Origin of the sequence: Desulfobotulus pelophilus, assembly GCF_026155325.1 — a bacterium.
Lineage (GTDB): Bacteria > Desulfobacterota > Desulfobacteria > Desulfobacterales > ASO4-4 > Desulfobotulus > Desulfobotulus pelophilus.
This window is the reverse complement of the sequence record NZ_JAPFPW010000006.1, coordinates 109,764-133,140: the sequence shown is the minus strand read 5'-3', so window position 1 is coordinate 133,140 and position 23,377 is coordinate 109,764. Positions and strand designations below refer to the sequence as shown.

At 50.5% G+C, this 23,377-nt stretch carries 24 protein-coding genes, 2 tRNA genes and 1 pseudogene; 13 read left to right on the top strand and 14 right to left on the bottom strand.

Annotation, left to right across the window (positions count from 1 at the left end):
• Window positions 1-29 precede the first annotated feature (29 nt).
• The 9 genes from argH (at window position 30) to OOT00_RS07155 (ending at window position 7,696) form a co-directional block, all read left to right on the top strand.
• Entirely contained in the window at window positions 30-1,415 is a 1,386-nt protein-coding gene (gene argH / locus OOT00_RS07190) for an argininosuccinate lyase (RefSeq protein ID WP_265424631.1), read from the top strand.
• A 134-nt stretch (window positions 1,416-1,549) separates the two neighbouring features.
• Window positions 1,550-2,776 (top strand): L-lactate MFS transporter, encoded by a 1,227-nt coding sequence (locus OOT00_RS07185; RefSeq protein WP_265424630.1) that lies wholly within the window; start codon window positions 1,550-1,552, stop codon window positions 2,774-2,776.
• Between the two features lie 101 nt (window positions 2,777-2,877).
• Window positions 2,878-3,312 (top strand): hypothetical protein, encoded by a 435-nt coding sequence (locus OOT00_RS07180; protein WP_265424629.1) that lies wholly within the window; start codon window positions 2,878-2,880, stop codon window positions 3,310-3,312.
• On the top strand, window positions 3,309-3,821 hold the full coding sequence (gene folK, locus OOT00_RS07175) for a 2-amino-4-hydroxy-6-hydroxymethyldihydropteridine diphosphokinase (RefSeq protein WP_265424628.1): 513 nt from the start codon (window positions 3,309-3,311) through the stop codon (window positions 3,819-3,821). Before OOT00_RS07180 ends, folK begins: the two co-directional genes overlap by 4 nt.
• Window positions 3,797-4,027, top strand: coding sequence for a YHS domain-containing protein (locus OOT00_RS16410; protein ID WP_368407581.1), 231 nt, complete (start codon window positions 3,797-3,799; stop codon window positions 4,025-4,027). The genes folK and OOT00_RS16410 overlap by 25 nt, the downstream gene beginning before the upstream one ends.
• Window positions 4,028-4,216: 189 nt before the next feature.
• A complete protein-coding gene (locus tag OOT00_RS07170) occupies window positions 4,217-4,975 on the top strand; it encodes a PaaI family thioesterase (RefSeq protein ID WP_265424627.1) in 759 nt (252 codons plus the stop codon).
• Window positions 4,976-5,133: 158 nt separating this feature from the next.
• Entirely contained in the window at window positions 5,134-5,997 is an 864-nt protein-coding gene (locus tag OOT00_RS07165; protein WP_265424626.1) for a hypothetical protein, read from the top strand.
• Window positions 5,998-6,026: 29 nt separating this feature from the next.
• The gene (locus tag OOT00_RS07160) at window positions 6,027-7,013 is read left to right on the top strand and encodes an amidoligase family protein (protein ID WP_265424625.1); all 987 of its coding nucleotides are present in this window, start codon (window positions 6,027-6,029) and stop codon (window positions 7,011-7,013) included.
• Window positions 7,014-7,033: 20 nt separating this feature from the next.
• Window positions 7,034-7,696 carry a gamma-glutamyl-gamma-aminobutyrate hydrolase family protein gene (locus tag OOT00_RS07155; protein ID WP_265424624.1) on the top strand — a complete coding sequence of 221 codons (663 nt, stop codon included), beginning with the start codon at window positions 7,034-7,036 and terminating at the stop codon, window positions 7,694-7,696.
• On the opposite strand, the gene OOT00_RS07150 is transcribed toward OOT00_RS07155, so the two are convergent.
• Window positions 7,693-8,532 carry a CvfB family protein gene (locus tag OOT00_RS07150; protein ID WP_265424623.1) on the bottom strand — a complete coding sequence of 280 codons (840 nt, stop codon included), beginning with the start codon at window positions 8,530-8,532 and terminating at the stop codon, window positions 7,693-7,695. The two genes, OOT00_RS07155 and OOT00_RS07150, sit on opposite strands and share 4 nt — an antisense overlap.
• 259 nt (window positions 8,533-8,791) lie before the next feature.
• Between OOT00_RS07150 and htpX the strand changes: the two genes are divergently transcribed.
• Window positions 8,792-9,643: a zinc metalloprotease HtpX gene (gene htpX, locus OOT00_RS07145; protein ID WP_265424622.1), complete on the top strand. Its 852-nt coding sequence runs from the start codon at window positions 8,792-8,794 to the stop codon at window positions 9,641-9,643.
• A 136-nt stretch (window positions 9,644-9,779) separates the two neighbouring features.
• Window positions 9,780-10,730, top strand: a pseudogene (locus OOT00_RS07140) (IS630 family transposase); the annotation flags it as partial.
• Window positions 10,731-10,894: 164 nt separating this feature from the next.
• On the opposite strand, the gene mqnB reads toward OOT00_RS07140, so the two are convergent.
• The 10 genes from mqnB to OOT00_RS07090 form a co-directional block, all read right to left on the bottom strand.
• Complete coding sequence (gene mqnB, locus OOT00_RS07135; protein ID WP_265424621.1) at window positions 10,895-11,614, bottom strand: futalosine hydrolase; 720 nt, start codon at window positions 11,612-11,614, stop codon at window positions 10,895-10,897.
• Window positions 11,611-12,249, bottom strand: coding sequence for a TetR/AcrR family transcriptional regulator (locus OOT00_RS07130; RefSeq protein WP_265424620.1), 639 nt, complete (start codon window positions 12,247-12,249; stop codon window positions 11,611-11,613). Before OOT00_RS07130 ends, mqnB begins: the two co-directional genes overlap by 4 nt.
• Complete coding sequence (gene aroQ, locus OOT00_RS07125; protein ID WP_368407580.1) at window positions 12,246-12,701, bottom strand: type II 3-dehydroquinate dehydratase; 456 nt, start codon at window positions 12,699-12,701, stop codon at window positions 12,246-12,248. The genes OOT00_RS07130 and aroQ overlap by 4 nt, the downstream gene beginning before the upstream one ends.
• On the bottom strand, window positions 12,698-13,378 hold the full coding sequence (gene rpe, locus OOT00_RS07120) for a ribulose-phosphate 3-epimerase (RefSeq protein ID WP_265424619.1): 681 nt from the start codon (window positions 13,376-13,378) through the stop codon (window positions 12,698-12,700). The genes aroQ and rpe overlap by 4 nt, the downstream gene beginning before the upstream one ends.
• On the bottom strand, window positions 13,375-14,481 hold the full coding sequence (locus OOT00_RS07115; RefSeq protein WP_265424618.1) for a PASTA domain-containing protein: 1,107 nt from the start codon (window positions 14,479-14,481) through the stop codon (window positions 13,375-13,377). Before OOT00_RS07115 ends, rpe begins: the two co-directional genes overlap by 4 nt.
• A gap of 8 nt (window positions 14,482-14,489) precedes the next feature.
• The gene (rsmB, locus tag OOT00_RS07110) at window positions 14,490-15,872 is read right to left on the bottom strand and encodes a 16S rRNA (cytosine(967)-C(5))-methyltransferase RsmB (protein ID WP_265424617.1); all 1,383 of its coding nucleotides are present in this window, start codon (window positions 15,870-15,872) and stop codon (window positions 14,490-14,492) included.
• 23 nt (window positions 15,873-15,895) lie between these two features.
• Window positions 15,896-16,831, bottom strand: a complete 936-nt coding sequence (gene fmt, locus OOT00_RS07105) for a methionyl-tRNA formyltransferase (RefSeq protein WP_265424616.1) — start codon at window positions 16,829-16,831, stop codon at window positions 15,896-15,898.
• Window positions 16,831-17,346 carry a peptide deformylase gene (gene def, locus OOT00_RS07100; RefSeq protein ID WP_265424615.1) on the bottom strand — a complete coding sequence of 172 codons (516 nt, stop codon included), beginning with the start codon at window positions 17,344-17,346 and terminating at the stop codon, window positions 16,831-16,833. The genes fmt and def overlap by 1 nt, the downstream gene beginning before the upstream one ends.
• 185 nt (window positions 17,347-17,531) lie before the next feature.
• Entirely contained in the window at window positions 17,532-18,641 is a 1,110-nt protein-coding gene (locus OOT00_RS07095) for a lysylphosphatidylglycerol synthase transmembrane domain-containing protein (protein ID WP_265424614.1), read from the bottom strand.
• Entirely contained in the window at window positions 18,638-19,594 is a 957-nt protein-coding gene (locus tag OOT00_RS07090; RefSeq protein WP_265424613.1) for a bifunctional riboflavin kinase/FAD synthetase, read from the bottom strand. Before OOT00_RS07090 ends, OOT00_RS07095 begins: the two co-directional genes overlap by 4 nt.
• A gap of 180 nt (window positions 19,595-19,774) precedes the next feature.
• On the opposite strand from OOT00_RS07090, the gene OOT00_RS07085 reads away from it, so the two are divergent.
• Together OOT00_RS07085 and OOT00_RS07080 are read left to right on the top strand one after the other, a co-directional pair.
• Window positions 19,775-19,861 (top strand) — tRNA-Leu (locus OOT00_RS07085).
• Between the two features lie 65 nt (window positions 19,862-19,926).
• Window positions 19,927-20,013, top strand: a tRNA-Leu gene (locus OOT00_RS07080).
• Between the two features lie 501 nt (window positions 20,014-20,514).
• On the opposite strand, the gene OOT00_RS07075 is transcribed toward OOT00_RS07080, so the two are convergent.
• The 3 genes from OOT00_RS07075 to OOT00_RS07065 are packed head-to-tail and all read right to left on the bottom strand — an operon-like array spanning window position 20,515 to window position 23,371.
• Window positions 20,515-21,807, bottom strand: a complete 1,293-nt coding sequence (locus OOT00_RS07075) for a TRAP transporter large permease (protein ID WP_265424612.1) — start codon at window positions 21,805-21,807, stop codon at window positions 20,515-20,517.
• On the bottom strand, window positions 21,804-22,304 hold the full coding sequence (locus OOT00_RS07070) for a TRAP transporter small permease (RefSeq protein ID WP_265424611.1): 501 nt from the start codon (window positions 22,302-22,304) through the stop codon (window positions 21,804-21,806). Before OOT00_RS07070 ends, OOT00_RS07075 begins: the two co-directional genes overlap by 4 nt.
• A complete protein-coding gene (locus tag OOT00_RS07065; protein ID WP_265424610.1) occupies window positions 22,301-23,371 on the bottom strand; it encodes a TRAP transporter substrate-binding protein in 1,071 nt (356 codons plus the stop codon). The genes OOT00_RS07070 and OOT00_RS07065 overlap by 4 nt, the downstream gene beginning before the upstream one ends.
• Window positions 23,372-23,377: the final 6 nt, after the last annotated feature.

Below are 23,377 nucleotides of genomic sequence, written 5' to 3'. Positions count from 1 at the left end.
TCTCGGAAGTAGCCTAAGGAAAAATAATCATGGCGGAAAAATTATGGGACGGGCGTTTTGATATCCCCACGGACAAGAGCGTGGAGCGCTTTACCTCGTCCATTGCCACGGATTCCCGTCTGTACCGGGAAGATATAGAAGGCTCCATTGCCCATTCCCGCATGCTGGTTTCTGCGGGTATTCTTTCATCCGAAGAAGCCGATGCCATTGAAAAGGGCTTACAGGAAATTGAAAGAGACATCGAAGAGGGCCGTTTTGTGCACGATGACAGTCTTGAAGACATCCACATGCACATCGAGTCGGCCCTTACGGGAAAAATAGGGGATACGGCAAGAAAACTCCATACGGCCCGCAGCCGTAACGATCAGGTGGCACTGGATGTCAGGCTCTGGCTGCGCAGGGAAACAGACGAGATCATCACAGGGCTGCATACCCTGCGCAGGGCCTTTGTGGATCTGGCCGAAACCCATATGGGAGTACCCATGCCGGGGTACACCCATATGCAGCGGGCACAGCCCGTGCTTTTTTCCCACCACATGATGGCTTATTATGAGATGTTCACAAGGGATGCGGAACGCTTTCAGGATGCCCTGAAGCGCATCAATATTCTGCCTCTGGGAGCTGCCGCACTGGCAGGGACTCCCCATCCCATAGACAGGGATATGACGCGTAAGCTATTAAATTTCCCTCGAGTATCCGCTAATAGCATGGACACGGTGGCGGACCGTGATTTTGTGGCGGAGTTTCTAGCCTGTGCTTCCATCTGCATGATGCATTTTTCAAGGATTTCCGAAGAGCTGATTTTATGGTCATCTTCGGAATTCGCCTTTATTCAGCTTTCCGATTCCTTCACCACCGGCTCTTCCATCATGCCCCAGAAAAAAAATCCCGATATCCCTGAATTGGTGCGAGGCAAAACGGGCAGGGTTTATGGGCATCTGATGAATATTCTCACCCTAATGAAGTCCCTGCCCATGGCCTACAACCGGGATATGCAGGAAGACAAATTCCCCCTCTTTGACGGCGTGGATACCCTGAAGTCCGTCGTGGATATCTATATCCGTATGCTGCCCAACATGAAGGTGCTTTCGGAACGGATGCGGACTTCCTGTGAAAAGGGCTTTCTTAATGCAACGGATATGGCAGATTACCTTGTGGCCAAAGGGCTGCCCTTTAGAAAATGTCACAGCGTTGTGGGTAAGGCCGTTGCCTATGCCCTTTCCCTCGGAAAGGAACTTCAGGATCTCTCTCTGGAAGAGCTGAAGGGTTTTTCCGGGCTTGTGGAAGAGGATCTTTTTGAGGCTCTTTCCGTAGAAAACATGATTAATCGAAGAAAATCTGCAGGAGGAACGGCCATGGACAATGTCAATGAGGCCATAGATATGGCGAAAAAAGTTCTTCTGAAAGAAAAATAGCTTTGTATTATTTTGTCTGTACGGATTCAGAAGTCCATGGGAAAATTTGACGGGGGCCTTTTTTGAGGAAAATCAAAAGGCCGTGGCATCCGATAAAGACTTACCAGATATACCGTGCCTGAGGAGGGCACCCCATGACCGTGTCGTCTGCTGATAAGAAGATCCCCAACCGCTGGTTTGTTGTGGCTGGCTCCCTGTTAATGCAGCTCAGCCTGGGTGCCATCTATACCTGGAGTCTTTTCAATCAGCCATTGGTAGATACCTTCGGATGGTCCCCGGGAGATACGGTTTTTACCTTTTCTCTGACCCTTGCTTTTTTTTCCGTTGCCGTAATTGTGGCAGGAAGAATTCAGGACAGGGTCGGACCCCGGAAAGTTGCCATTGCAGGTGGAATCCTAACGGGAACGGGTGTGGCTATGGCGAGTTTTGCCACCAGCATCTACACCCTGTATCTCACCTATGGGGTGCTGGCTGGTCTGGGCATAGGGGCCGCCTATGTTACGCCTCTGGCTACCTGCTCCAAGTGGTTCCCGGATAAAAGGGGAATGGTCACTGGTCTGATTCTGGCAGCCCTTGGGGTCGGGGGGATGCTGTTTAAGCCAATCATTCTCTATTTTATTGAAAACGCAGGTGTTTCCCAGGCTTTTCTCTATCTTGGAATTATGTACGGTTCTTTGTTGTTGATCGGTTCCATGGCACTGATTGCACCACCTGAGGGCTACACTCCAGAGGGATGGGAACCTGCCCCTGCCCAGGGAAAGGGTACTGCGTTGTCCATAAGGAATTACACAACCCTGCAAGCTATGGCCACTCCGCAGTTTTATATGCTGGTTATCTGGATGTTTTTCGGGGTTTCTGCAGGGCTGATGGTAATCAGTGTGGCCGCAGGTATGGGAAGGGATATGGTGGGACTCACCCTCAGGGAAGCCGGCAATGCCGTTGTCACCATCTCTCTTTTTAATGCCTTCGGTCGTTTGGCATGGGGATGGATTTCCGATCACTATGGAAGAAAGTTTTCCTTGACGGGTATTTTTACCCTGTTCAGCCTGTCCATGTTTTATATGGCCCTTGTACCCATGGGGTATGTAGGATTTCTTATGGCAACCTGCATTGTGGGTGTTAGTTTTGGTGGACTCGCCGCCATGATGCCCACCCTCACCGCCGAATGGTTCGGGCTCGGAAATATAGGCAATAACTATGGAGCTGTTTTTATTTTCTATGGGCTTGCTGCTCTGGTAGCCCCGGGATTTGCCATTGCCATCGGTTTTGAAAAAGCCCTGCTTGTTGCAGGCTGTGCCTGTGTGGGAGGTGTTTTTCTGGTGTTGTTTGCCAAGCCGCCAACGGGTGTTGGCACAGACTGAAAGATTGACCTTCTTCGGGAGTGCCCCTTCTGTTTTGTCTTGCGGGATTGATTCTGACTAACTTCCGGCAGAATGACGATCTGCTTTCTAAAAAGAGGTATATGAACTTGAAAGACATGGTTTCCTGCAAGGAAAAGATCATTTCCCTGCTCCTGTACCTGATGGTTTGTGTTCTGGGGCTGACAGCATGTGGACTGAAAGGCCCCCCCGTCCCTCCGGGCAAAAGCCTGCCCAGCATGCCTCTGTCCTTTGAGGCACGGCCTGAAACCAATGGGTTTGTTCTGGCGTGGGAGGTGGAAGGCGAAAAACCTGCTGGGTTTCGCATTTACCGGGCTTCTTTTGGAGAGGGTGCCTGCACTGATTGTCCCCTTTCTTTTACGCTTCTTGCCGTTCTGGGGTCGGAAGCCCGGACTTACAGAGACCGAATTGATCCCCTGCGCTCCTTAGTCTATGAAATAAGACCCTTTATAAAGGGTGGGGCGGAAGGCCCTCCCGCACGAGTGACAACATGGGATGCTGGAGAAGGTGTCCATTGAAACGAGCGTGGATATCCATGGGGGCCAACCTTGGGAACCCTGAAAAAAGTCTGACCAGGGTGCTTGAAAAGCTGCATATGGTTCCGGATATCATTCTGGAGGCCGTTTCTCCCTTTTACCGGACCGCCCCTGTTGATTACGAAAACCAGCCGTTTTTTGTGAACGCAGCTGTTCGTGTTCGCACCACCCTTATTCCGGAAGATCTTCTGGCCTGCCTTCTCCGTCTGCAGGCAGAAGCTGGCCAGAAGGAAAAGGTTTTCCGATATGGCCCTCGTATGCTGGATCTGGATCTGCTTCTCTATGAAAGCAGTGTCCATTGTTCGGATACACTGATATTGCCCCACCCGCGGTTTCATCGGAGACGTTTTGTTCTGAGGCCCCTTTGTGATATAGATCCGGATATGATCCATCCCTTGCTTCATGAAAGCATGCAGGAACTTTTGCAACAACTTCCGGCGAACTCCCAGTGGGTGGAAAGGATACTATGCCCGGCATCATTGTTACCCTGATTCTGATTTATATTTTATGGCGGCTTATTGTTGGGCCATCCCGAAAAGCCGGAAATGAAATTCATGAAGAGCTTGTTCAGGATCCTGTATGCGGCCTGTATATTCCCAAAAGTGAAGCTCTGAAAGGCTTGAGAGAAGGCCAGGAATTGTATTTTTGTAGTGAAAAGTGTAAAGATACATATTTCTTGGAAGATAAAAGCGTGTAACGGCAGCTTCGCTGCTAGATTCTGCTGCAGATCCTATCGGTTTTTCTTCTGTGTTCAATCCTCCGTGTTCCCCTGCAGGTGCCTGCGCAGTTTGTAAGAAGTTGGTTTTTTACCCATAGTAAAATCCATGAACAAAGCATACGGCAGGCAGGTTTTCTGAAAAACTACACGAAAAGGAAAGGAAACCGGATGATAAGGGAAACCCTCACCATTCTGCCACGCTTCTGTGGTCCGTCAAATTCAGGTAACGGAGGATATGTATGCGGCTGCATTGCCCGGCATATTCCGGGAGTCACGTCCGTCCGTTTACGCATGCCTCCCCCTTTGAATGTTCCCCTGCAACTGGAATCCCATGACACGGGGGCCAGATTATTTTTCGGAGATAAGCTTGTGGGAGAAGGCAGGCCAGCATTATTGGAAATGGAGAAGCCGGAATTTATTTCTTTCGACAGAGCCATGGACGCTGCCAGGTCTTATGCGGGTTTTCGTTATCACAGTTTTCCAAGGTGTTTTGTTTGCGGCCCTTTACGTGAAAAAGGGGATGGACTTCAAATCTTTGCAGGCCCTGTTTGTCAGGAAAGTGTGGTTGCCTCTCCATGGGTTGTGGATGCCTCCCTTGCCCGTGATGGTGTTGTGCCGGACGCTTTTTTATGGGCAGCTCTCGACTGCCCGGGAGCTTTTGCTGTGGCTCCCTCTGTCGGAAAGGGCATGACCGTGGTACTGGGAGAGCTTACCGCCAGCATAAATGGAAAAGTCAAGCCCGGCGACCGCTGTGTTGCCATGGGCTGGCCCCTTGAAACAGATGGCAGAAGGCATGCAGCTGGAACGGCGGTTTTTTCTGAATCCGGGAAGCTTATCGGACTCGCTCGGGCCACATGGGTTGAAATATCTGAGAACCTGTTTCCTCCTGAAAATCCTAAACAGAATTCCCATACATCCACTGTTTGATTTGCTGTTATTTGGCGAAGAAGACTCTGCCATGGGAACCGGCAATGAGAACGAGGTGCAGCTTCGTATGCCTATGACAGGCAGATTACGTCATCCACGGTGGAGAAGTCGGGGGCGTTTGTCGGGTTGTACCCACCCCTTTTTATGATGGAGGTTACATGAAGATTCCGCCTTATTGGGTAAAAACCCGGTACGAAGGACAGGATGATCGTGGACAGACGCATCGCATTGTTGCTTCGGGCTGGTCCTTTGTGTCTCTGAATGAGGCCAGAGAAGAGGCAGTGGCAAGGGCAAAGAGGATTTTTGAACGTCTGATGGGGGGCGAAAGACTGGATCGTTATGAATACCATGATGTGCCCGTAAAAGAAGAAATTCTGCGCCAGATTACCCATGATGGGAAGACCATTGCCCTTATTACAAGGAACCGGTACGGTGCTGAAGTGCTGAACTGTAATCAGGTTCTTTTTGTGGATGTGGATTTTCCCAAGGCGAGGCCGCTTGGCTTTTGGGCCGCCTTAGGGGGCTTATTCCGAAAACAGAAAAACCGGAATTCCCATGATGCCCTGATTCATGAAACCACTCAGGGTGTTATCTCCTGGTCTGATCGAAATTCTGATCACGGTTTTCGTCTTTACCGGACAAAGGAAGGTTTGCGTCTTCTGTTTACGGACAGACTGCATGATCCCATATCTCCCCAGACCGAAGCCCTTTTGAAGGAGTTGCATGCCGATCCTCTTTATGGTGTTTTAACCCGGAAGCAGCAATGTTTTCGGGCGCGTCTTACTTCCAAGCCATGGCGTTGTAACTGTCCTAATCCTCCTTCCGCCTTCCCCTGGGAGGATAAGGAGAAGGAAAAGGAGTACAGAGACTGGCAGTTAATTTATGAGAAAAAAAACACCGGTTTCAGGACCTGCGAGTTTGTGGGAGAATTTGGGAAAAAAAATATGGTTTCCCAAGCCCGCAGTATTATGGAAATCCATGACCGGGAAACAGGGGTAAGAAAGAAGTGTCCTCTGGCCTGACCCCAAACCTGTTTGCAGAGGGAAAGCTCATGAAAACCCTGACACCTCCCATTTCCCGTACCGCAAAGGGGCATTTGAGAAAGGTGGGAGTAGAAATTGAGTTGGCAGGTATGGCAAGTTTGGATGCCGCTCGCATTGTGGCACAGGTTTTTGATGGCATACCGGCACGTGTCAGTGCACACAGAGCAGAGGTGACCCGCACAAAGTGGGGAACTTTCCGCGTGGAGCTGGATACCCAGTATGCCCATCCGGAAAAAAAGGGTGGGGCTGGACCGGAAGGGGAGCCGGGCAGTGTTAGTATCAGCCTGGAAACCAAGGCCAGAGAATGGATCGGGGATGTTGCCATGGCTGTGGTTCCAACGGAAATTACCTGTCCTCCTGTCCCATGGGATGAACTGCACCAGCTGGATCGGCTTGTGAAGGCTTTGCGGGATGCCGGTGCTAAAGGTACCGGAGACAGTGTTTTTTACGGGTTTGGTCTCCATCTCAACCCTGAGGTGCCGGATTTTAGCCTGAGGAGCATATGTAATCATATGAAGGCCTATCTGCTTCTGTCGGACTGGCTTCGCGAAAAGTCCATGCGGGATAGTACAAGAGAGATTCTGCCCCATGCCAATCCATTCCCTGAATCTTACCGGAAGAAGGTCTTACATCCTGGCTATTATCCAGAACTGAACCGGATGATTGCTGATTATATTCTGGACAATCCATCCCGCAACAGGGAGTTGGATTGTTATCCTCTCTTTGCCCATCTTTGTCCCGACTATCCCCATGAAATTTTTCGAAGCCGTCTGATCCGGCCCCGGCCTGCGTTCCATTACCGTTTGCCGGACGCGAACCTGTCTGATCCGGAATGGCGTATTGTGAGGGAATGGCAGCGCTGGCTGCTTGTGGAGCACCTTGCTGCTGATGAAAAAAAACTTGCCCGTATATCTTCCGAATATCTGCAGAGGGCATCCTCTGGAAGGATGGACCGATGGATGGAGCACTTCCGTACCTGGATGCGTGACCTGTAAAGAAAGGAAGACGCTGTGCAATGGCACGTCCTCTGATTGGTATCACGACATCGGACGATAAGAGTCAGCTTTCCTGGTTTTTTGACTGGTTTGCTGTATGGAGACAGGGGGGCCAGCCCCTACGTCTTTCTCCGTCCCGGTCTTTTCCGGTGCGGCTGGATGGCCTGATCATCGGGGGGGGCGATGATATCCATGCCTCCCTTTACGGCGGTGATGTTGTCCCTGATGTCCGGCTGGACCCGGCAAGGGACAGGCTTGAGCTGGCTCTCCTCCAGCAGTTCATACCCCGAAATTGTCCTGTGCTTGGAATCTGCCGGGGAGCTCAGATGATCAATGTCTTTTTCGGGGGAACGCTGTATGGAGATATCTATATCAGCCATGAAGGATTGATACCGAGACGGACCGTGCTGCCCCGTAAGTATGTGGGCATTTGTTCGGGCAGCAGACTGCGCAGGATTCTGGGTGTTACCTGGTGCCGGGTGAACAGTCTGCATCATCAGGCGGTTCAGGAAACAGGGCGGGGCATTGCTGTTGTCGCCCGTGATCGGCACGGGCTGGTGCAGGCCATTGAGTCACTGGATCACCAGTTTATCCTGGGAGTACAGTGGCATCCGGAATGGCTGGTTTGGAACCGGCCCCAGCAACGCCTGATCCGTGCCCTCATCCGCGCTTCATCCTCTTAAGATGGAGGTGTTTTCAGTGAGATACCTTTATCCGTCATAAGGATTTTTCCGGTTTTAAGAAGATTGCCAGCCGCACGTTTGAATTCTTTTTTACTCATGGAGAAAAAATTATATATTTCTTCTGGCACCGTTTTGTCCGTGCAGGGCATGAATCCACCTGCGTTTTCGAGAGCTGTGATAATTTTTTCCGCTGACACGGAAATGGACGTGTATCCTGGTTTTTTCAGGACAAGGTCAATTTTACCGTCCTCACGTATTTTAGAAATGTAACCGGTAATTTGATCACCAATGGTAATCTCCGTGAAGATTTCGTTTTTATGCACCATCCCGTCGTAGCACTGGTTGATTACCGCCTGATAGCCCAGCCTGGTAATATTATAAATCAGCAGATGCACTTCCTGACCGGGAAGGAGTTCGTTGGTGTGTTGTTTACAAGAACGGCTGATACGGGTGGTGCCGTAAACCCGCCGTGTTGTTTCATCCAGACAGAGCCGGACCACATGCCTCTGTCCGATGGCCATGTTGTGGCGCTGCTGATTCAGGGGAACCAGCAGATCCTTTTCCAGCCCCCAGTCAAAAAATGTACCAAAATCCGTGACATCTTTTACCTTCAGCAAGGCATAGTCTCCCACCATGGCCTTTGGCGTAAGGGTTGTGGCAAGGAGCCGGTCTTCAGAATCCGTGTACACAAAAACCCGGATGGAATCTCCGATACTAAGATCTCCCGGTACATATTTATTGGGAAGGAGAACTTCTTCTTCACCGCAGGTGAGGTAAAATCCGAATTCAAGACGCCGTTCGGCTACCAGTTCGTTCATTTCTCCGATTTTCAGCATGGTCTGCCTTTGCACATGTCAGGTGGATGAAATAGGATCCTTAATGAATCCGGACGGGCCAGCCATATGGACCCAGCAGCTCATTTACCATGACCTGCTGCTGCTGGGAAGCAGCCTTTTCAGATGAATCTTTATTCATATCTTGACTTGTATGGAATATTTCTTATTTTTTCCATTACATTATGATCAAATCTTCTTTCGTATTCAGTATAATACCGAAAAAACAAGCTTTACATAAGGAAAAGAGACGGAGGTTTCCATGAACAGTCTGAAAACCGGGTTTTTGCTCACTTTGTTAACCCTCCTGATGGTGGGTATGGGCAGTGCCATAGGAGGCAGTTCCGGTGCAATGATTGCTTTTGCCATAGCAGCGGGGATGAATTTTTTCACCTACTGGAACTCCGATAAAATTGTGCTTCGTATGTACAAGGCGGAAGAGGCAGAGCCTGGAACGGCACTCTATGAAATTGTGGAAAAACTCGCCCGGAGGGGAGGCCTGCCCATGCCGAAGGTGTATGTGATCCCATCGGACAGCCCCAATGCCTTTGCCACAGGCAGAAATCCGGAGAATGCAGCTGTGGCCGCCACAAGGGGTATCCTCAACCTGCTTTCCCGGGAAGAACTGGAAGGGGTGATGGCCCATGAACTTGCCCATGTTGCCAATCGGGATACTCTGGTGGGTACCGTGGCCGCAACCTTTGCAGGAGCTATTTCAATGATAGCCAGCATGATGCAGTGGGCGGCCATTTTCGGTGGACGGGGTGGCGATGGTCAAAGGGGTAATGTGGTTGGAGGTTTGCTGATAGCTTTTCTTGCGCCTGTGGCCGCAAGTCTGATACAGATGGCAGTCTCAAGGTCCCGTGAGTTCATGGCGGATGCAAAGGGGGCTGAGCTCTGTGGCAATCCCCTGTCTCTTGCCGGTGCGCTGAATAAGCTGCAGCAGGGCGTTGCAAGAAGACCCATGGATGATGCAAGGCCAGCTACGGCTCATATGTTTATTGTCAATCCGCTTTCCGGAGGCTCTTCCATGGCAAAGCTTTTCTCCACCCATCCTCCCATGGAAGAGCGTATTGCCAGACTGAGGAATATGGCAGGCAGGCAAAGGGGTTGACCTGAACGGAGCCGTTACCCGTTCTTGAATTCTGCCGACCTGTGGTTTTCCTGTTGCAGGCACAGGTCCTTCTATGGAACAGGTTTCTCTTACTAAAAAGTTCAAAACCCACTCGACATGATGTATATTGCTGCTTATGAAAAAACAAGACGCTAGAAAACTCGATCATAAGACCCGTGAGGCTATCCGCATACGCGCCGTGCAGCAGATCGAATCGGGTGAAAGCCCAGAGGTTATCGCCAGGGCTCTGGGTTACCATCGATCCGCAATTTACCAGTGGATAGCCAAATACCGCAAAGGCGGCCTTGACGCTTTAAAGACGAAACCGATCTCAGGTCGGCCCGTTAAGTTCCAGACCAAAGATTTTGATGAGCTTTTCTGGAAGATAGCGGATAAAAATCCTATGGACTACGGATTCCCATTTGCGCTGTGGACCCGTGAAATGATTCGGGAGTTTATCAAAAAGGAGTTCGATGTTTCCATAAGTAATGCCACTGTCGGTCGTCTTTTGAAAAAAGTTGGTTTTTCGCCGCAGAAGCCTTTAAAAAAAGCCTGGCAGAGGGACGAAGACCGGGTAAAGGAATGGGTTCAAAACAAATTCCCGGAAATCAAGAAGCAAGCTGAAAAAGAGAATGCAAAAATCTTTTTTGCCGATGAATCAACCGTAAGATCAGACTACCACAGTGGGACGACCTGGGCTCCCACAGGAGTCACCCCCGTCGTTGAAAAAACGGGGGCTCGCTTTGGTATCAACATGGTTTCGGCTATCACTCCCTCGGGGGAACTCCGGTTCATGACCATTGATGGAAAAATGGATTCCGATAAGTTCATCTCATTTTTGAAACGTCTGATTTACAAAGCTGATTCTCCTGTCTTTCTCATTGTGGACGGGCATCCCGTCCATAAATCAGGCAAGGTCAATAAATTTGTTGAAGAAACGGCTGGAAGGCTCCGTTTATTCTTCCTGCCTCCATACTCACCCCATTTGAACCCGGATGAAATGGTATGGGGATACCTGAAACATCACAAGATTGGAAAGATGGTTGTTTCAGGACCGGAAGATCTCAAAAAAAAGGCCTTTTCTATATTGAGATCATTGCAAAAGCAAACCATAAAAGTTGCCAGTTTTTTAGAGAACAAGACACTCAGTATATTTTGGCTTAATGTCGAGTGCGTTATGAGCCAATTAGTATGTGTAATAAGAGAAACCTGTGGCCTGATCTGGCGGCGAAAAATTCCAAGCCAACCCCTTCAGGGCTGGATAGCCGCTTTAAGGAGAGAGCCAACTCCTTCTGCTGCCCTGAGAAAGGCCGTTTTCAGATCCCAGTCTTCTTTTCTGCGTGTCCCAGCGGGATTGCTGACACTGCGGAGCTCCAGAATGGGAATATGATACAGGGCGGCTGTATGAAATGCAGCCGCTCCCTCCATGTTTTCGATGATGGCACCCGTTTCTTCCCTTATGGCAGTGGCCCTTTCTCCCGATGTACTGACACAGCTCAGTGTGACAAAAGGTCCGGAGACCGGGTTCAGGTTCTCGTTACGGAGAATAGCCATGGCAGATCGCACAAGGCTTTCGTGCGCAGGATAGAGCCCGGGGCGGTGAGGGCCGTTATCCAGAAGAGAAAAGGGCAGGGGAGAGGGGAGTACGGATGGGCTTTCCAGTCCTGTATGAAGATCAAGCTCCATGGTTGCCACTGCCAGGCCACCCATGACAAGACCGCTGCCGGGGTACATGCCTCCGCAACCAGCCTGGAGTATCAGTTTCGGGTGTATGCGGGAAAGGAGTACAGAAAGTCTGGCGGCTGTATTGAAGGTGCCAGGACCGGAAGTGAAGAGGTAGACCCTTTGGCCCGCGCAGTAACCCCGGATTACGGGAAGGCCGGCCACTTGCATGCTCTTCGTACCATACAGCAGGCTCTGTATGGGGCGGGCTTCGCCATCAACAGCTGTGAGTATGAGAATGGGTTTCATGGTTTTTCCGGGGCCATTCCATGCCGGAGGATGCGGATGAAGCCCCGAACCCGGTCTTTTGGCGAACTTTCGTGAAGGAAGTCTGACTCCAGACAGGGCATCACCGTTGCCATCAGAAAACGGTCCATCACGGCCTCCAGCAGAAAGAGTGCTTCATCCATGGGGAGATCGGATCGGATTTCTCCTCTCTCCATGGCGGCCTGAAGGATTTCTCCTAGAAAAAATTTGCCTTCACTGCGGAGGCTCGATAAAAGTAGGTCCCTCTGGGGGATATCCGAAGCCGTGATCAGATGGGTGTACAGCCTGTACACAAGGGGGTGATTTTGAGTAAAAGCTAGGCCTGTGTGAAAAACTCGTTCGATCCGGTTAAAAATATCCGTATCATCCGCATCATCCCGAATTCTTCTCAGCGCGTTTTTTACTTGATGGAGACTGTGGCTGAAAACCGCTGCGAATATGCCTTCTTTGTCTCCGAAATACTGGAATACAGATCCTTTGGCTATACCAGCCCTTTCCACCATACGATTGATGCTGGCTCCACCATAGCCATGCTGGGCAAATTCATGCAGAGCTGCCTCCAGAACGCGTTCCTTTTTTGCCAGCGGCAGCCGCTCAAAGGTCTTTCTGGGGCTCACTTCAGAGAATCCTCCTTGGAAAGTATGGACATTATGGCGGAGAGGGCAAGGATATATCCCCTTGCGCCCAGGCCCACAATCTGACCTGTGGCAATATCCGAAACAAAGGAGTGCCTTCGGAATTCTTCGCGTTTATGAATATTGGAGATGTGAACTTCAATGATAGGCAGATTCAGAATAAGAAGTGCATCCCGTATGGCGACACTGGTGTGGGTAAAGGCGCCGGGATTGATGATCAGACCGTCTGTATGACCAAAGGCTTTCTGGATGCGGTCCACCAGCTCTCCTTCATGGTTGGATTGAAAGGATTCAAGGAGGAAGCCCTCCTGATTCGCCTTTTCCATGAGAGCTGCGTTAATATCATCAAGGGAGAGACTTCCGTAAATATGCGGTTCCCTCTTACCAAGCATGTTCAGATTCGGACCATGGATGACAAGAATGCTTCCCATCATTCTTCGATCCTTTCGGGGCCTTGCTGGGCAACATTGCGAAGCTGCTGGATGGTTCGGCCATAATCTCCGGTCCCGAAAACAGCGGAACCCGCAACGAGAATATCCGCTCCGGCCATGGTAACCTGGCGGATGGTTTTCTGATTGATGCCTCCGTCTACCTGCAGATGAATGGTCCGCCCGCTTCGGACTATCCTTTCACGGATACGGGCAATTTTGTCCAGACACTGGGGAATAAACTGCTGACCCCCGAAACCCGGATTGACGGTCATCACAAGGATGAAGTCAACATCATCTATCACATAATCCAGTACATCCGGTGGGGTACCCGGGTTGAGCGCAACACCGGCCTTTGCACCCAGGCTGCGGATCAGCTGCAGGCTGCGATGCAGATGGGGGCAGGCTTCCGCATGTACGGAAATCCATGAGGCACCAGCCTTGACAAAGGCCGGAATCATGGAATCGGGTTCCACAATCATCAGATGCACGTCAAGGGGAAGAGTTGTGCATTTTCTGGCAGCTTCAACGATGATGGGACCATAGCTGATGTTCGGTACAAAACGGCCATCCATGACATCAACATGAATCCAGTCTGCTCCGGCAGTTTCCACAGCCCGTATTTCATCTCCAAGGCGTGTGAAATCAGCGGAGAGAATGGAAGGAGCAATAAGGGTTTTCATGGCGTTACGCTTTCATCGGAATTTTCGGTTACTGGCTTTCTGTCTTTGTAAAGAAAAGAGGGAGGGATCAGGGACATCCCATACTGTCCTGCATCGTAAAGAATCTGTGATCGGGTGCTAAAGGGATCCAGTCTGGCTTCATAAACCGGAAAACCATTTTCTTCAATCCGGATATGGGCCTCCGTTGTACCGGGTATGAGTAAGGAGATTTCCCTGTTTCCATCAAAGACATCATTTACAAAATCAAATTCGGTACCCCAAGCAGAGATCGTTCCACGGATATGGGAGCGAATAAGGGTGTGGGGAAGACGATAACGGATGAGTCTCATTCCTGACAGGATATCAAGACTGTCGCGCTTATGGTCCGGGTCACGGTTAATGTATACGGTGATACCGGATCTGGCGGTGACCTGTGTCCCGGGAGTCGGGTGCTGATCCATTACCCGGTTCAGCGGCATATCCGGCACCCAGGTACTCTGGATGTCCGTAATCCGGAGGAGACTTTTTTCCACGATGGCCAGCATTTCGTCGGCATGCATACCGCCGAGATCCGGCATGCGGATCATTACGGGCCGTTTACCGGAACTCACAAGAAGATGGATGGATGTTCCGTTTGCAGCAAGGCTTCCCGACGGAGGGTCGCTTGCAACCACATGACCCTGAGGCAGGGCCTCATGAAAGACTGTTGTGATATGTCCGGGTTGAAAATGCATGTTTCTGAAACGACTCAGAGCTTCTTCCTTCCGGAGTCCACGGGTATCCGGTATGGCAAATTTCTGTACCCCCCTTGAAAGAAATACCCGTACTTCTCTGCCTTCCTTGAGAACATGGCCGGGAAGAGGATCCTGGCGGAGTACATAGTTCTGGGGAAGAGCACCAGAAAATTCAAAACCTGCAACCCGCACGCCGATACGGGCTGCTTCCATGCGTTCCAGAACCTCTACGATGTCTTTTTCCCTAAGGTCCGGCACCACTATTTCTGAAGTGCTGCGAAGCAGAAACGAAAGGCTGAAATAGGCACCCAAAGCTGCAAGGCCGCAGAACAGCATCAGTCCTGTCAGCCCTTTTGCAATTTTTATTACAGTGGCAGATTTTTTCATCATCGGGGCCTTCAGGATGTGACAACCTTGCGGCGTCCGGATTTACGGAACGCTGTGGCAAAAAAACCATCCAGCTCAAAGGTTTCCTGCCATGGCATAAAATCATTCTGCTCCGTAATGAGAGCTCGTGCTTCCTGGGGAAATTTAGTTCCGGGAGCCTCTTTTTTCATCTCAGGGTGGCGCTCAAGAAAGGCATTCACCACCTCTGTGGTTTCTTCCGGTTCCGTGGAACATACGGCATACACCATAAGCCCCCCCGGTTTGAGAAGACCTGCTAGGGTATCCAGCAATTCGGCCTGGCGGCGGGAAAAATGTTCAAGGCTTTTTTCATCCCGGTTCCATTTGATATCCGGATTTCTACGGATGACGCCCATACCGGAACATGGTGCATCCAGAAGGATACGGTCGAAACGGCCAAGATTCATGGCGGCATCGCCGCGGGTGAGGTCAAGGGTCCGGGTTTTGACAATATGAACTCCCAGCCGTTCCATTTCATGGGAAAGACGCATGAGCTTGGAGCCGTTGATGTCTGCAGCGGTAATGTCACCTTTATTTTGCATGAGCAGAGCCATATGACCAGTTTTCCCGCCATATCCGGCACAGGCATCAAGAATGCGCTCTCCCGGCCTTGGGGCAAGCATGAAGGTGGCAAGCTGAGCTGCCGCATCCTGAATCTGAAAAAAGCCGTCCTTGAATCCGGGAAGCCGGTCAATGGAACCTTCAGGATGGGAAAAATCAAGGGCATCGGGAACCCAGGGGTTCGGTGTGATTTCCTTAACCTTGTCATCAAGCAGAGCCTTGAGACTTTCCGTATCCGTACGCAGACGGTTCACCCGGAGCGTCATGGCAGGAATGCGGTTGACGTACTGGGAAAGGAGGGCTGTTTTTGTTTCGCCAAAGCGTGCGGTCCAACGTAGCAGCATCCATTCCGGAATGGCATGTTTCCAGGCCATGCGCGCAGTAAATGGCTCGTTTTCTGGTGGATCGTAAACTTCTTTCCAGCTTTTCTGCGCGTTGCGCAGAACTCCGTTTACAAAACCCGGTGCCCCCCTGGTTGTGCTGATATGTTTTGTGAGTTCAACCGCAGTATGAATAGCAGCCGATTCGGGGACTCTGTCAAGATAGATCAGCTGAAATATGGCAATACGCAGGATATCTCGTATTTTGGGCTCAATTTTTTGGATGGGAGTGCGTGAGCTTGCTCCTATGACCCGGTCCAGGCGGCTGCGCCATCGAAGCACGCCATAGACAATGGCGTTCATGAGACGCCTGTCTTTGGGGTCCATCGCGTTGATGGTAGACTGAAAATCTTCGATTACAAGATCCAGCGGCAGGTGTTTGGCCTGGATTTTAATCAGAACCTGCAGGGCAGTTTTTCTGGCGTCGCTTTGCATGGAAGTCCTTGGTTTGAAAAAGATTATGAAAAAAGAGTGCCTGCGGTAATGGGTTTTCCCCGGAGATAGTCGCTGGTTGCCATCCGTTTGCCTGATGATCCCTGCAGAACGGTGATGGCAATGGCATTCTCTCCCGCGGCCACGATCAGGCTTTCCTTGGGAGATGGCAGGACGGTTCCCGGTACCTGTGTATGGTGCAGCGCCAGAGGTTGTGTTTCAAAAATTTTCAGGTGGCTGTTGTCGTACAGGGTATAGGCACCCGGCCATGGTGTCATGCCCCTTACATGGGAACAGATGGCTTCCGCAGAAAGCGACCAGTTGATATGTCCATGTGATTTTTTCAGAAGAGGGGCGTAGGAGGCTTCTTCCTCCTTCTGAGGTACGGGAGTGATATGGCCGTTATCAAGTCCGGAGAGCGTTTCTGTGATCATAGCTGCTCCGAGAAGGGAAAGTCTGTCATGCATATCGGCGGCCGTATCTCTTTTCCCGATGGGAAGGCTTCGCTGAAGCAGAATGGCACCTGTATCCATCCCGGCATCCATGAGCATGGTGGTGATGCCGGTATGACTTTCCCCCTGCGCAACAGCCCATTGAATGGGAGCCGCACCCCGATAGCGGGGCAGAAGGGAGGCATGGATGTTCACTGGTCCGAGACGGGGGATGGCCAGAATCCGTGGAGGGAGAATATGTCCATAGGCCACAACCACAAAAGCATCGGGCCTGAGAGCGGACAGCTCCTGATATACTCCATCCTGCTTCATGGATAAGGGTTGATGGACAGGCAGACCCAGGCGAAGGGCAGCTTCCTTGACGGGCGGGGCCTGAATTGTTTTCCCCCGGCCTTTGGGTTTGTCCGGCTGGGTATACACGGCCAGTATTTTGTGCCCGGCATCCACAAGGGCATGGAGGGGGGGCAGAGCAAATTCAGGCGTTCCCATGAAAACCAGATTCAACGGCATCAGGCTGTCTCCCTGCGAAGCTGTTTCGCCACACGACGTGTGTACAGGTTGCGTTTGAGCGGGCTGATGCGGTCAATGAAAAGAAGGCCGTGAAGGTGGTCCATTTCATGTTGCACTATAACGGCTGGGAAGCCTTCGAGGTCAAGGCATATGGGTTCACCATTTTCATTTTTGGCCTCAACCCTGATTCGGTTATATCGTTTTACCGTAGCCCTGAAGTCCGGCACGCTGAGGCATCCCTCGTCTTCGGAAATAAAGGTGCCGTCACTTTCAATAATTACTGGATTGGCAAGCACCCTGTAATTTCGTTTTTCAGGATCCGGATCGGGGTCGAATATGAGGATACTTGCATTGACTCCTATTTGATTGGCGGCAAGGCCAACCCCCGGAGCTTCATACATGGTATCGGCCATGTCGCTAAGAAGTCGCTGGAGACTGTCACCAAAATTTTTAACTGCAGATGCCGGTTGTTTTAAAAAAGGATCCGGATATGTGAGAATGGAACGTAGGGCCATGGTATGCCTTCCTGAAAAAACGGCTCTAGCGGCAAAAGTCCACCGCTATGGAGATTGTTGCTGTATGAAAAAATAAAATGCAGGCGTCCTGCAGGCATTCGCCCACCCCTCGAACCATTTCAGGAGTGAGAGCAAACAGTAATTATAGTGAATGCACGGTAAATGGGAAGAAAAAGTTGCTCTCTTCAGCGTTTTTTGAGGTTGTCACAATCGTTCAGATCTTTCTGGCAGGCCTCCGGATCATGGTTGGCCGAAAAACGAAATCCTGTAAGAAGGGCGGAACCCAGTCCCACAAAGATTACTGGAAACATGAGGACAGCATGGGTAAGCAGTGCGTAGCCTGCGGCATCGGCTCCCCGTATACCAAAGAGAGCCAGGCTGAAAACAATACCTGCTTCCCATATTCCCCAGAATCCCGGAACAGAAGGGATGGCTATGAAAAAGTTTACCAGTACCATGACGGCTGTCAGCTGAACCATGGTGGCCGGGATCCCTGTCCCTGCCTGTGCAAGGAACCAGAATGGCAGCACTTGTATCAGCCATACCCCAAGGGAAAACACCAGGCAGAGGAGAAGTCTTGACGGCTTCCGGAGGCCATCAAAACCGGAGGCAATCTGATCCAGCAGTTTTTCCATTGACGGAAGAACTCGGTTTTCCATGGTTTTCCGATTTCCTGCAGACAGGCCGGGGAGATGGGAAACCAATTTGCGGAGTATGGCTTTTCCATGATTTCTGAGGGTGTTGATCTGAAGGCAGATGATAATGCCTATAAGGGCCAGGCAGAGCAAGGCCATGTTTTTTGCTATAAGAGCAAGGGTATCCGTGCTTAATCTGTAATCCCCGAAAGAGTGAACCTCAGCGGAAGTCATGTCGGCGAAACCAAAAATCAGTGCGAGGAGGCTGAGAAGAATCGCAAGGTCGAGAACACGCTCTGCCGCAATGGTGGAAAAAGCTGTGGGAAAGGGAATCTTTTCCTTTCTGGCCAGAAGTGCCGGTCGGACTACTTCCCCTACACGGCCGGGAAGGATGCTGTTGAGCATAAAACCGATCATCATGGGATGAAAGGCCGGGAGAAACCGCAGTTGCCTTTTATGCCGAAGCAGCAGTTGCCAGCGCAATGCTCGGAGCACATAGCCCAAAAGACAGAAAAGGATGGCGGGCAGCAGCCAGACGTAGTTCAGGCTGGTGAAGTAAGCAGTCAGCTCCACCATGGGTACATGGCGGAAGGCGAGATACAGAGCTCCCAAGGAAAGGGGAAGTGCTATGATCATGCCCGTTTGCTGTGCTTTATTCATGGTTTTTCTTTCAGTTCTTTTTGGTTGAATATTTCCCTGGCTTTCTCAATATCATAGTGAATCTGCTGAGACAGAGCCTCTATACCGGAAAATTTTTTTTCTCCCCTTAATCTCTGAATAAAGTTGATCCTGATTTGTTTTCCGTAAATATTTTCTGAAAAATCCAGAATGTGAACTTCCACGGTAAAGATGTTGTCATCAAAAGTAGGGCTGTATCCGATATTGGCAACGCCAAGATGGGTACCCTGATGGGTCTCTGCGGTAACGGCATAGACACCGGCGGCAGGGCAGAGTTCGTCCTGAAGCCCTATATTTGCCGTTGGGAAGCCCAGAAGTCGTCCGCCTCTCTGCCGTCCGCTCTCAACCCGGCCCCGTACCTGATAGTAGCGGCCCAGCATGGGAACGGCAGCTTCTACATTCCCCAGGGCTACAACCTCCCGAATTTTTGTGCTGCTGATCCGCTCATGTCTGTTTTCGGATGTGATCCACTGGGGAACGGTAACATCAAAATCAAGTTCTGCTCCCAGCCTTTCAAGAAGCTCAATGCTTCCTTCGCGATTGCGGCCAAAGGCGTAGTCCGGTCCCACTATAATACCCTGCATTCCTATGGTCTGGATCAGAAATTTCCGGATGAAATCTTCTGCAGGTATGGTAGCAAATTTTTTGTCAAAAGGCAGCACCAGCAGAACGTCCAGCATCCCTGTTGCGGTGATGAGTTCAATTTTCTGTTCTTTCATGGTAATGAGGGGAGGTCTGTGATCGGGCCGGATCACCACAAGAGGGTGGGGGTCAAAGGTGATACCGATGGCTGTTCCGCCAATGGCATCTGCCTTTTCGCGGACCCTCTGGAAAAGAGCTGTGTGACCTTTATGGACACCATCAAAATTGCCGATGCTGACAACAGCCTTATGAAAAGGTTGCAGGATTTCTGAAATATGCTCAATGACTTGCATGATCTGACTGTTTCCTGTTCTGAAAGTATCCACGGGCAGGCAAGGTATTTTTCTACCCGGATACCGGTTTAAGATTTTTTTCTTCTTGACACCACAGGCTGCGGGCTATATAAAACTTCGCGTTGCTGAGGTCAATAGTCTTTAATTTTTCTCAAAAGCTCTTGAAAATTTTAGCAATATGCCGAAGTGGTGGAATTGGTAGACACGCTAGGTTCAGGGTCTAGTGGACTTACGTCCGTGGGAGTTCGAGTCTCCCCTTCGGTACCATAGGAAAAAGAGTTGACAAGACACTGGGAAGCATGTAGTTGCTGAAAAATAATTGTTGTTTTTGTGCCGAAGTGGTGGAATTGGTAGACACGCTAGGTTCAGGGTCTAGTGGACTTACGTCCGTGGGAGTTCGAGTCTCCCCTTCGGTACCACCCCCTTTAATGAAGGGGTACAGGCTGGCATTGGTTTTGGATCATTCAGGTCAGGTGCTCAGGCATCACTTGGGTTCATTTCTATGAATTCGAAAGACTTGTTTTTGACATAAGCCAACCGGCTTTTGTTATGAAAATTTGGAACGAACAAACAACCTGTTTTTTCAGGCCAATGTCCGGGCCAGGAAGTTGATATGAAAGCAAAATCATCATCACCCACATTGCATCGTACACGGCACTATCCTTGGACTCCTTTTTTATTCCCGACATGCAACAGCTGCAGCACATCCTTCCGCATTCCCAGAAATTCTGCTAAATCCCTAACCGGGCTTCGGGAGTACGGCTCCAGGCACAGTAAATGGGATGCGCCTGATTTCCCATTGCCTTATTTCTGCTGGTAGGCTGCAACCGTTTATCCTGTCAGGGTGAATGGCAGATGGCGACATGGATTGTATGGCACAGTAGTAAAGGTTTTCTCCACTATGGAGAAAACCTTTTTTTTTACGGAATATAACCCAGCAGCCGGGGCAGCCAGAGTACCACGCTGGGAACATAAGTGAGAAAAAGAAGCACAATAATCTGTATGATCAGAAAAGGCATGACAGCCTTTGACATGAAAAGAAGGTTTTTACGAGCCACGGAGCCTGTAATGAACAGACTGACTCCCACGGGGGGGGTGCAGTATCCCAGTGCCAGATTGATGGTGAGAATAAGTCCGAAATGCATGGGATCAATGCCGTAATGGATGATAATGGGTACGAGAACTGGGCCAAGGATGAGTGTGGCGGAAATAATATCCATGAACATGCCCACACAAAGAAGCATTATGTTTAACAGGAGAAGCAGCATTTCCGGAGAGCTGACCCCCGTAAGAACAGCGTCCGTAATACGACCGGGTATGTTCTGCAGGGTCATGTACCGGCCAAAAACCGTAGCTCCTGCCACAATAATCAAGAGGCTTGCCGACGTAATGGCAGAATCCACCACTACTTCTTTCAGCCGTTTGAGGCCCATGGACTTGTGGATAAGCATTTCTACAAGAATGGCATAGAGCGAAGCCACCACAGCAGCCTCGTTAGCTGTAAAAATCCCAGAAAAAATACCTCCAAAAATGATTACGGGCAGAAGAAGTGCCCATACGCCATCCTTTATGGAAGCCAGCATTTCCTTTCCGTTCAGCTGGGTGGTATGCAGGTCTTTGTTGTTACGGAATATCCATGCCGTATAGAGACAAGTGGCAAGGACAATGAGTATTCCGGGAATAAATCCCGTGAGAAACAGTCCTTCCAGCGACACATTGCTGATCATACTGTAAAGGATCATGCCGATGCTGGGAGGAATGATGACTCCCAGATTGGGTGCTGTGGTCATAACTCCTGCGGCATAGCTTTCCGGGTAGCCGTGGGCTTTTAATGCGGGAATCATAAATCCGCCTATGGCCACAACCGTAGCGACTGTGGATCCTGAAATGGCACCGAAAAAGGCACAGGCAAGCACGCCAGCCATTCCAAGGCCTCCGGGCAGAAAACCAACAAAAGCCTGGGCGACCCGTATGAGTTTTTCCACTATTTTCCCGGAAGTCATGACGTTGCCGCAGAGTATGAAAAATAAAACAACCACCAGGGCAAAGTTATCAAGACTGCGAAGCAATGTCTGGAATACCAGCAGAACGGGCATATCCGTAAACAGCAGAAATCCTGCAAGGCCAGTGAAGACAAGACAGATAAAAACGGGAATATACGCTGCCATTGCGCCAAGAAGAATAAGAAGAAGGATCATATCGGGTGTTGTCATGGGGCTTCCCGTTCCCGGTCAGGGCTGTTTGGACGCTGGCACAGCAGTTTCCATAGCTCTTCAGCCGTTCGTATGGCCATCAGTACGCCGGAAACGGGAAGGATGGCGTACAGAATCCATAGGGGCATATTCCATATGATGGTGTTCTGGCCGGTCTGATGCATCATGATGACGAGCTCCATACCAAAACGGATGAGCAGACCGGCAAATAACATGACCGCGCCCTGACTGATCAGGGTGAGTATGAAACGAAGACCCGGAAACAGCTGAGCCATGGCATCGACACGGATAAGCCTGTCTTTCCGGATGGCTGCGGAAAGGCCGATGAAGGTGGTAAGAATAATGGTATTGCGTACCAGCTCATCGGCACCGGCAAAGGTAATATGGAAGCAGTATCTCAGCACAACGGATACAAAAAGACCAAGAAGAGCCGTCATTACAGCGATAAAAAGAGTCCATTCCTCGATGCGGCGGACCATGAGAAAAAGAATTTTCACGGCACATAGTCCAAAAGGTTCTGCATTTCGAGCAGATAATTTTCCGGCCTGTATTCATCATGTCTGTAGAGGCGGTTGATCTGATTTCTGTAGCGGTCGTGCACCCTGACGGACCGGGCCCTCAATTCACTCATGTCCGCATCGGAAAGCCTGTGGAATGTCACGCCGGCTTCTTTAGCCTTTCTGATCTCATCTTCTTCCTGATCCTTTGCCTGTTGCCGTATTTCTGAAGCAACTTCGCGCACTGTTTCCTGAAAAAGCACTTTCAGGTCATCGGGAAGACTGTCCAGCCATGCTTTGTTGAAAATCCAGATAAAGAGTCCCTGAGCATAGTTCACCTCTGTGAAGTGACGGGCAACCTCAAATTTCCGGGTGATGTTGCACACAGTGGGTGTATGGTCCAGGCTGTTGATGACACCCTGACGGAGGGCTACGGGAACATCAGGCCACGGCATAACCACAGGCCGGAGACCCCATTCACGGTAGATGAGTTGATTGACTGCTGCCTCCGCTATGCGAAGTCTCATGGTACGGGCTTCTGCAAGACTTTGAATAGGCTGGGTGCTGGCCCATCCGTAGTTTCCGTAGGCAGTTATATCCAGACCGATGATGCCCTGATGCTCCATTGCTCTGAGAAAATGGTCGAAAAGGGGGCCGGAATTAACAAAACGTTCGAGCTTGTCAAAGGAATCTACCAGGAAGGGCAGGTTGACAACACCGAAGCGGGGTCCAAGGTTGGTGGCGGCTACGGAGCTGACTCCCATTCCTTGTATGGCGCCCATCTGAAGAAGATTCAGCACTTCCACTTCGCCGCCGAGCATGGACAGAGGCTTGAAGTCCACGTAGATTTGACCATTGCTTTTTTCCCATATCCGGTCACGGAGAACAAAACCGGCAGAAACGCCTTGAATGACCGGATGAGAGACATTGGAAACTATGCAGCGATAAGGGGCCTCGGATGAATCAAAATCAGCGGTAAAGGCTTCCAGGGCATTGTTGGCCATGGCAGCCGTACAGAGCAGCAGCAAGGGGAACAGGTAAATTGTTCCTCGCAGAAAACAGGGCATGCAACC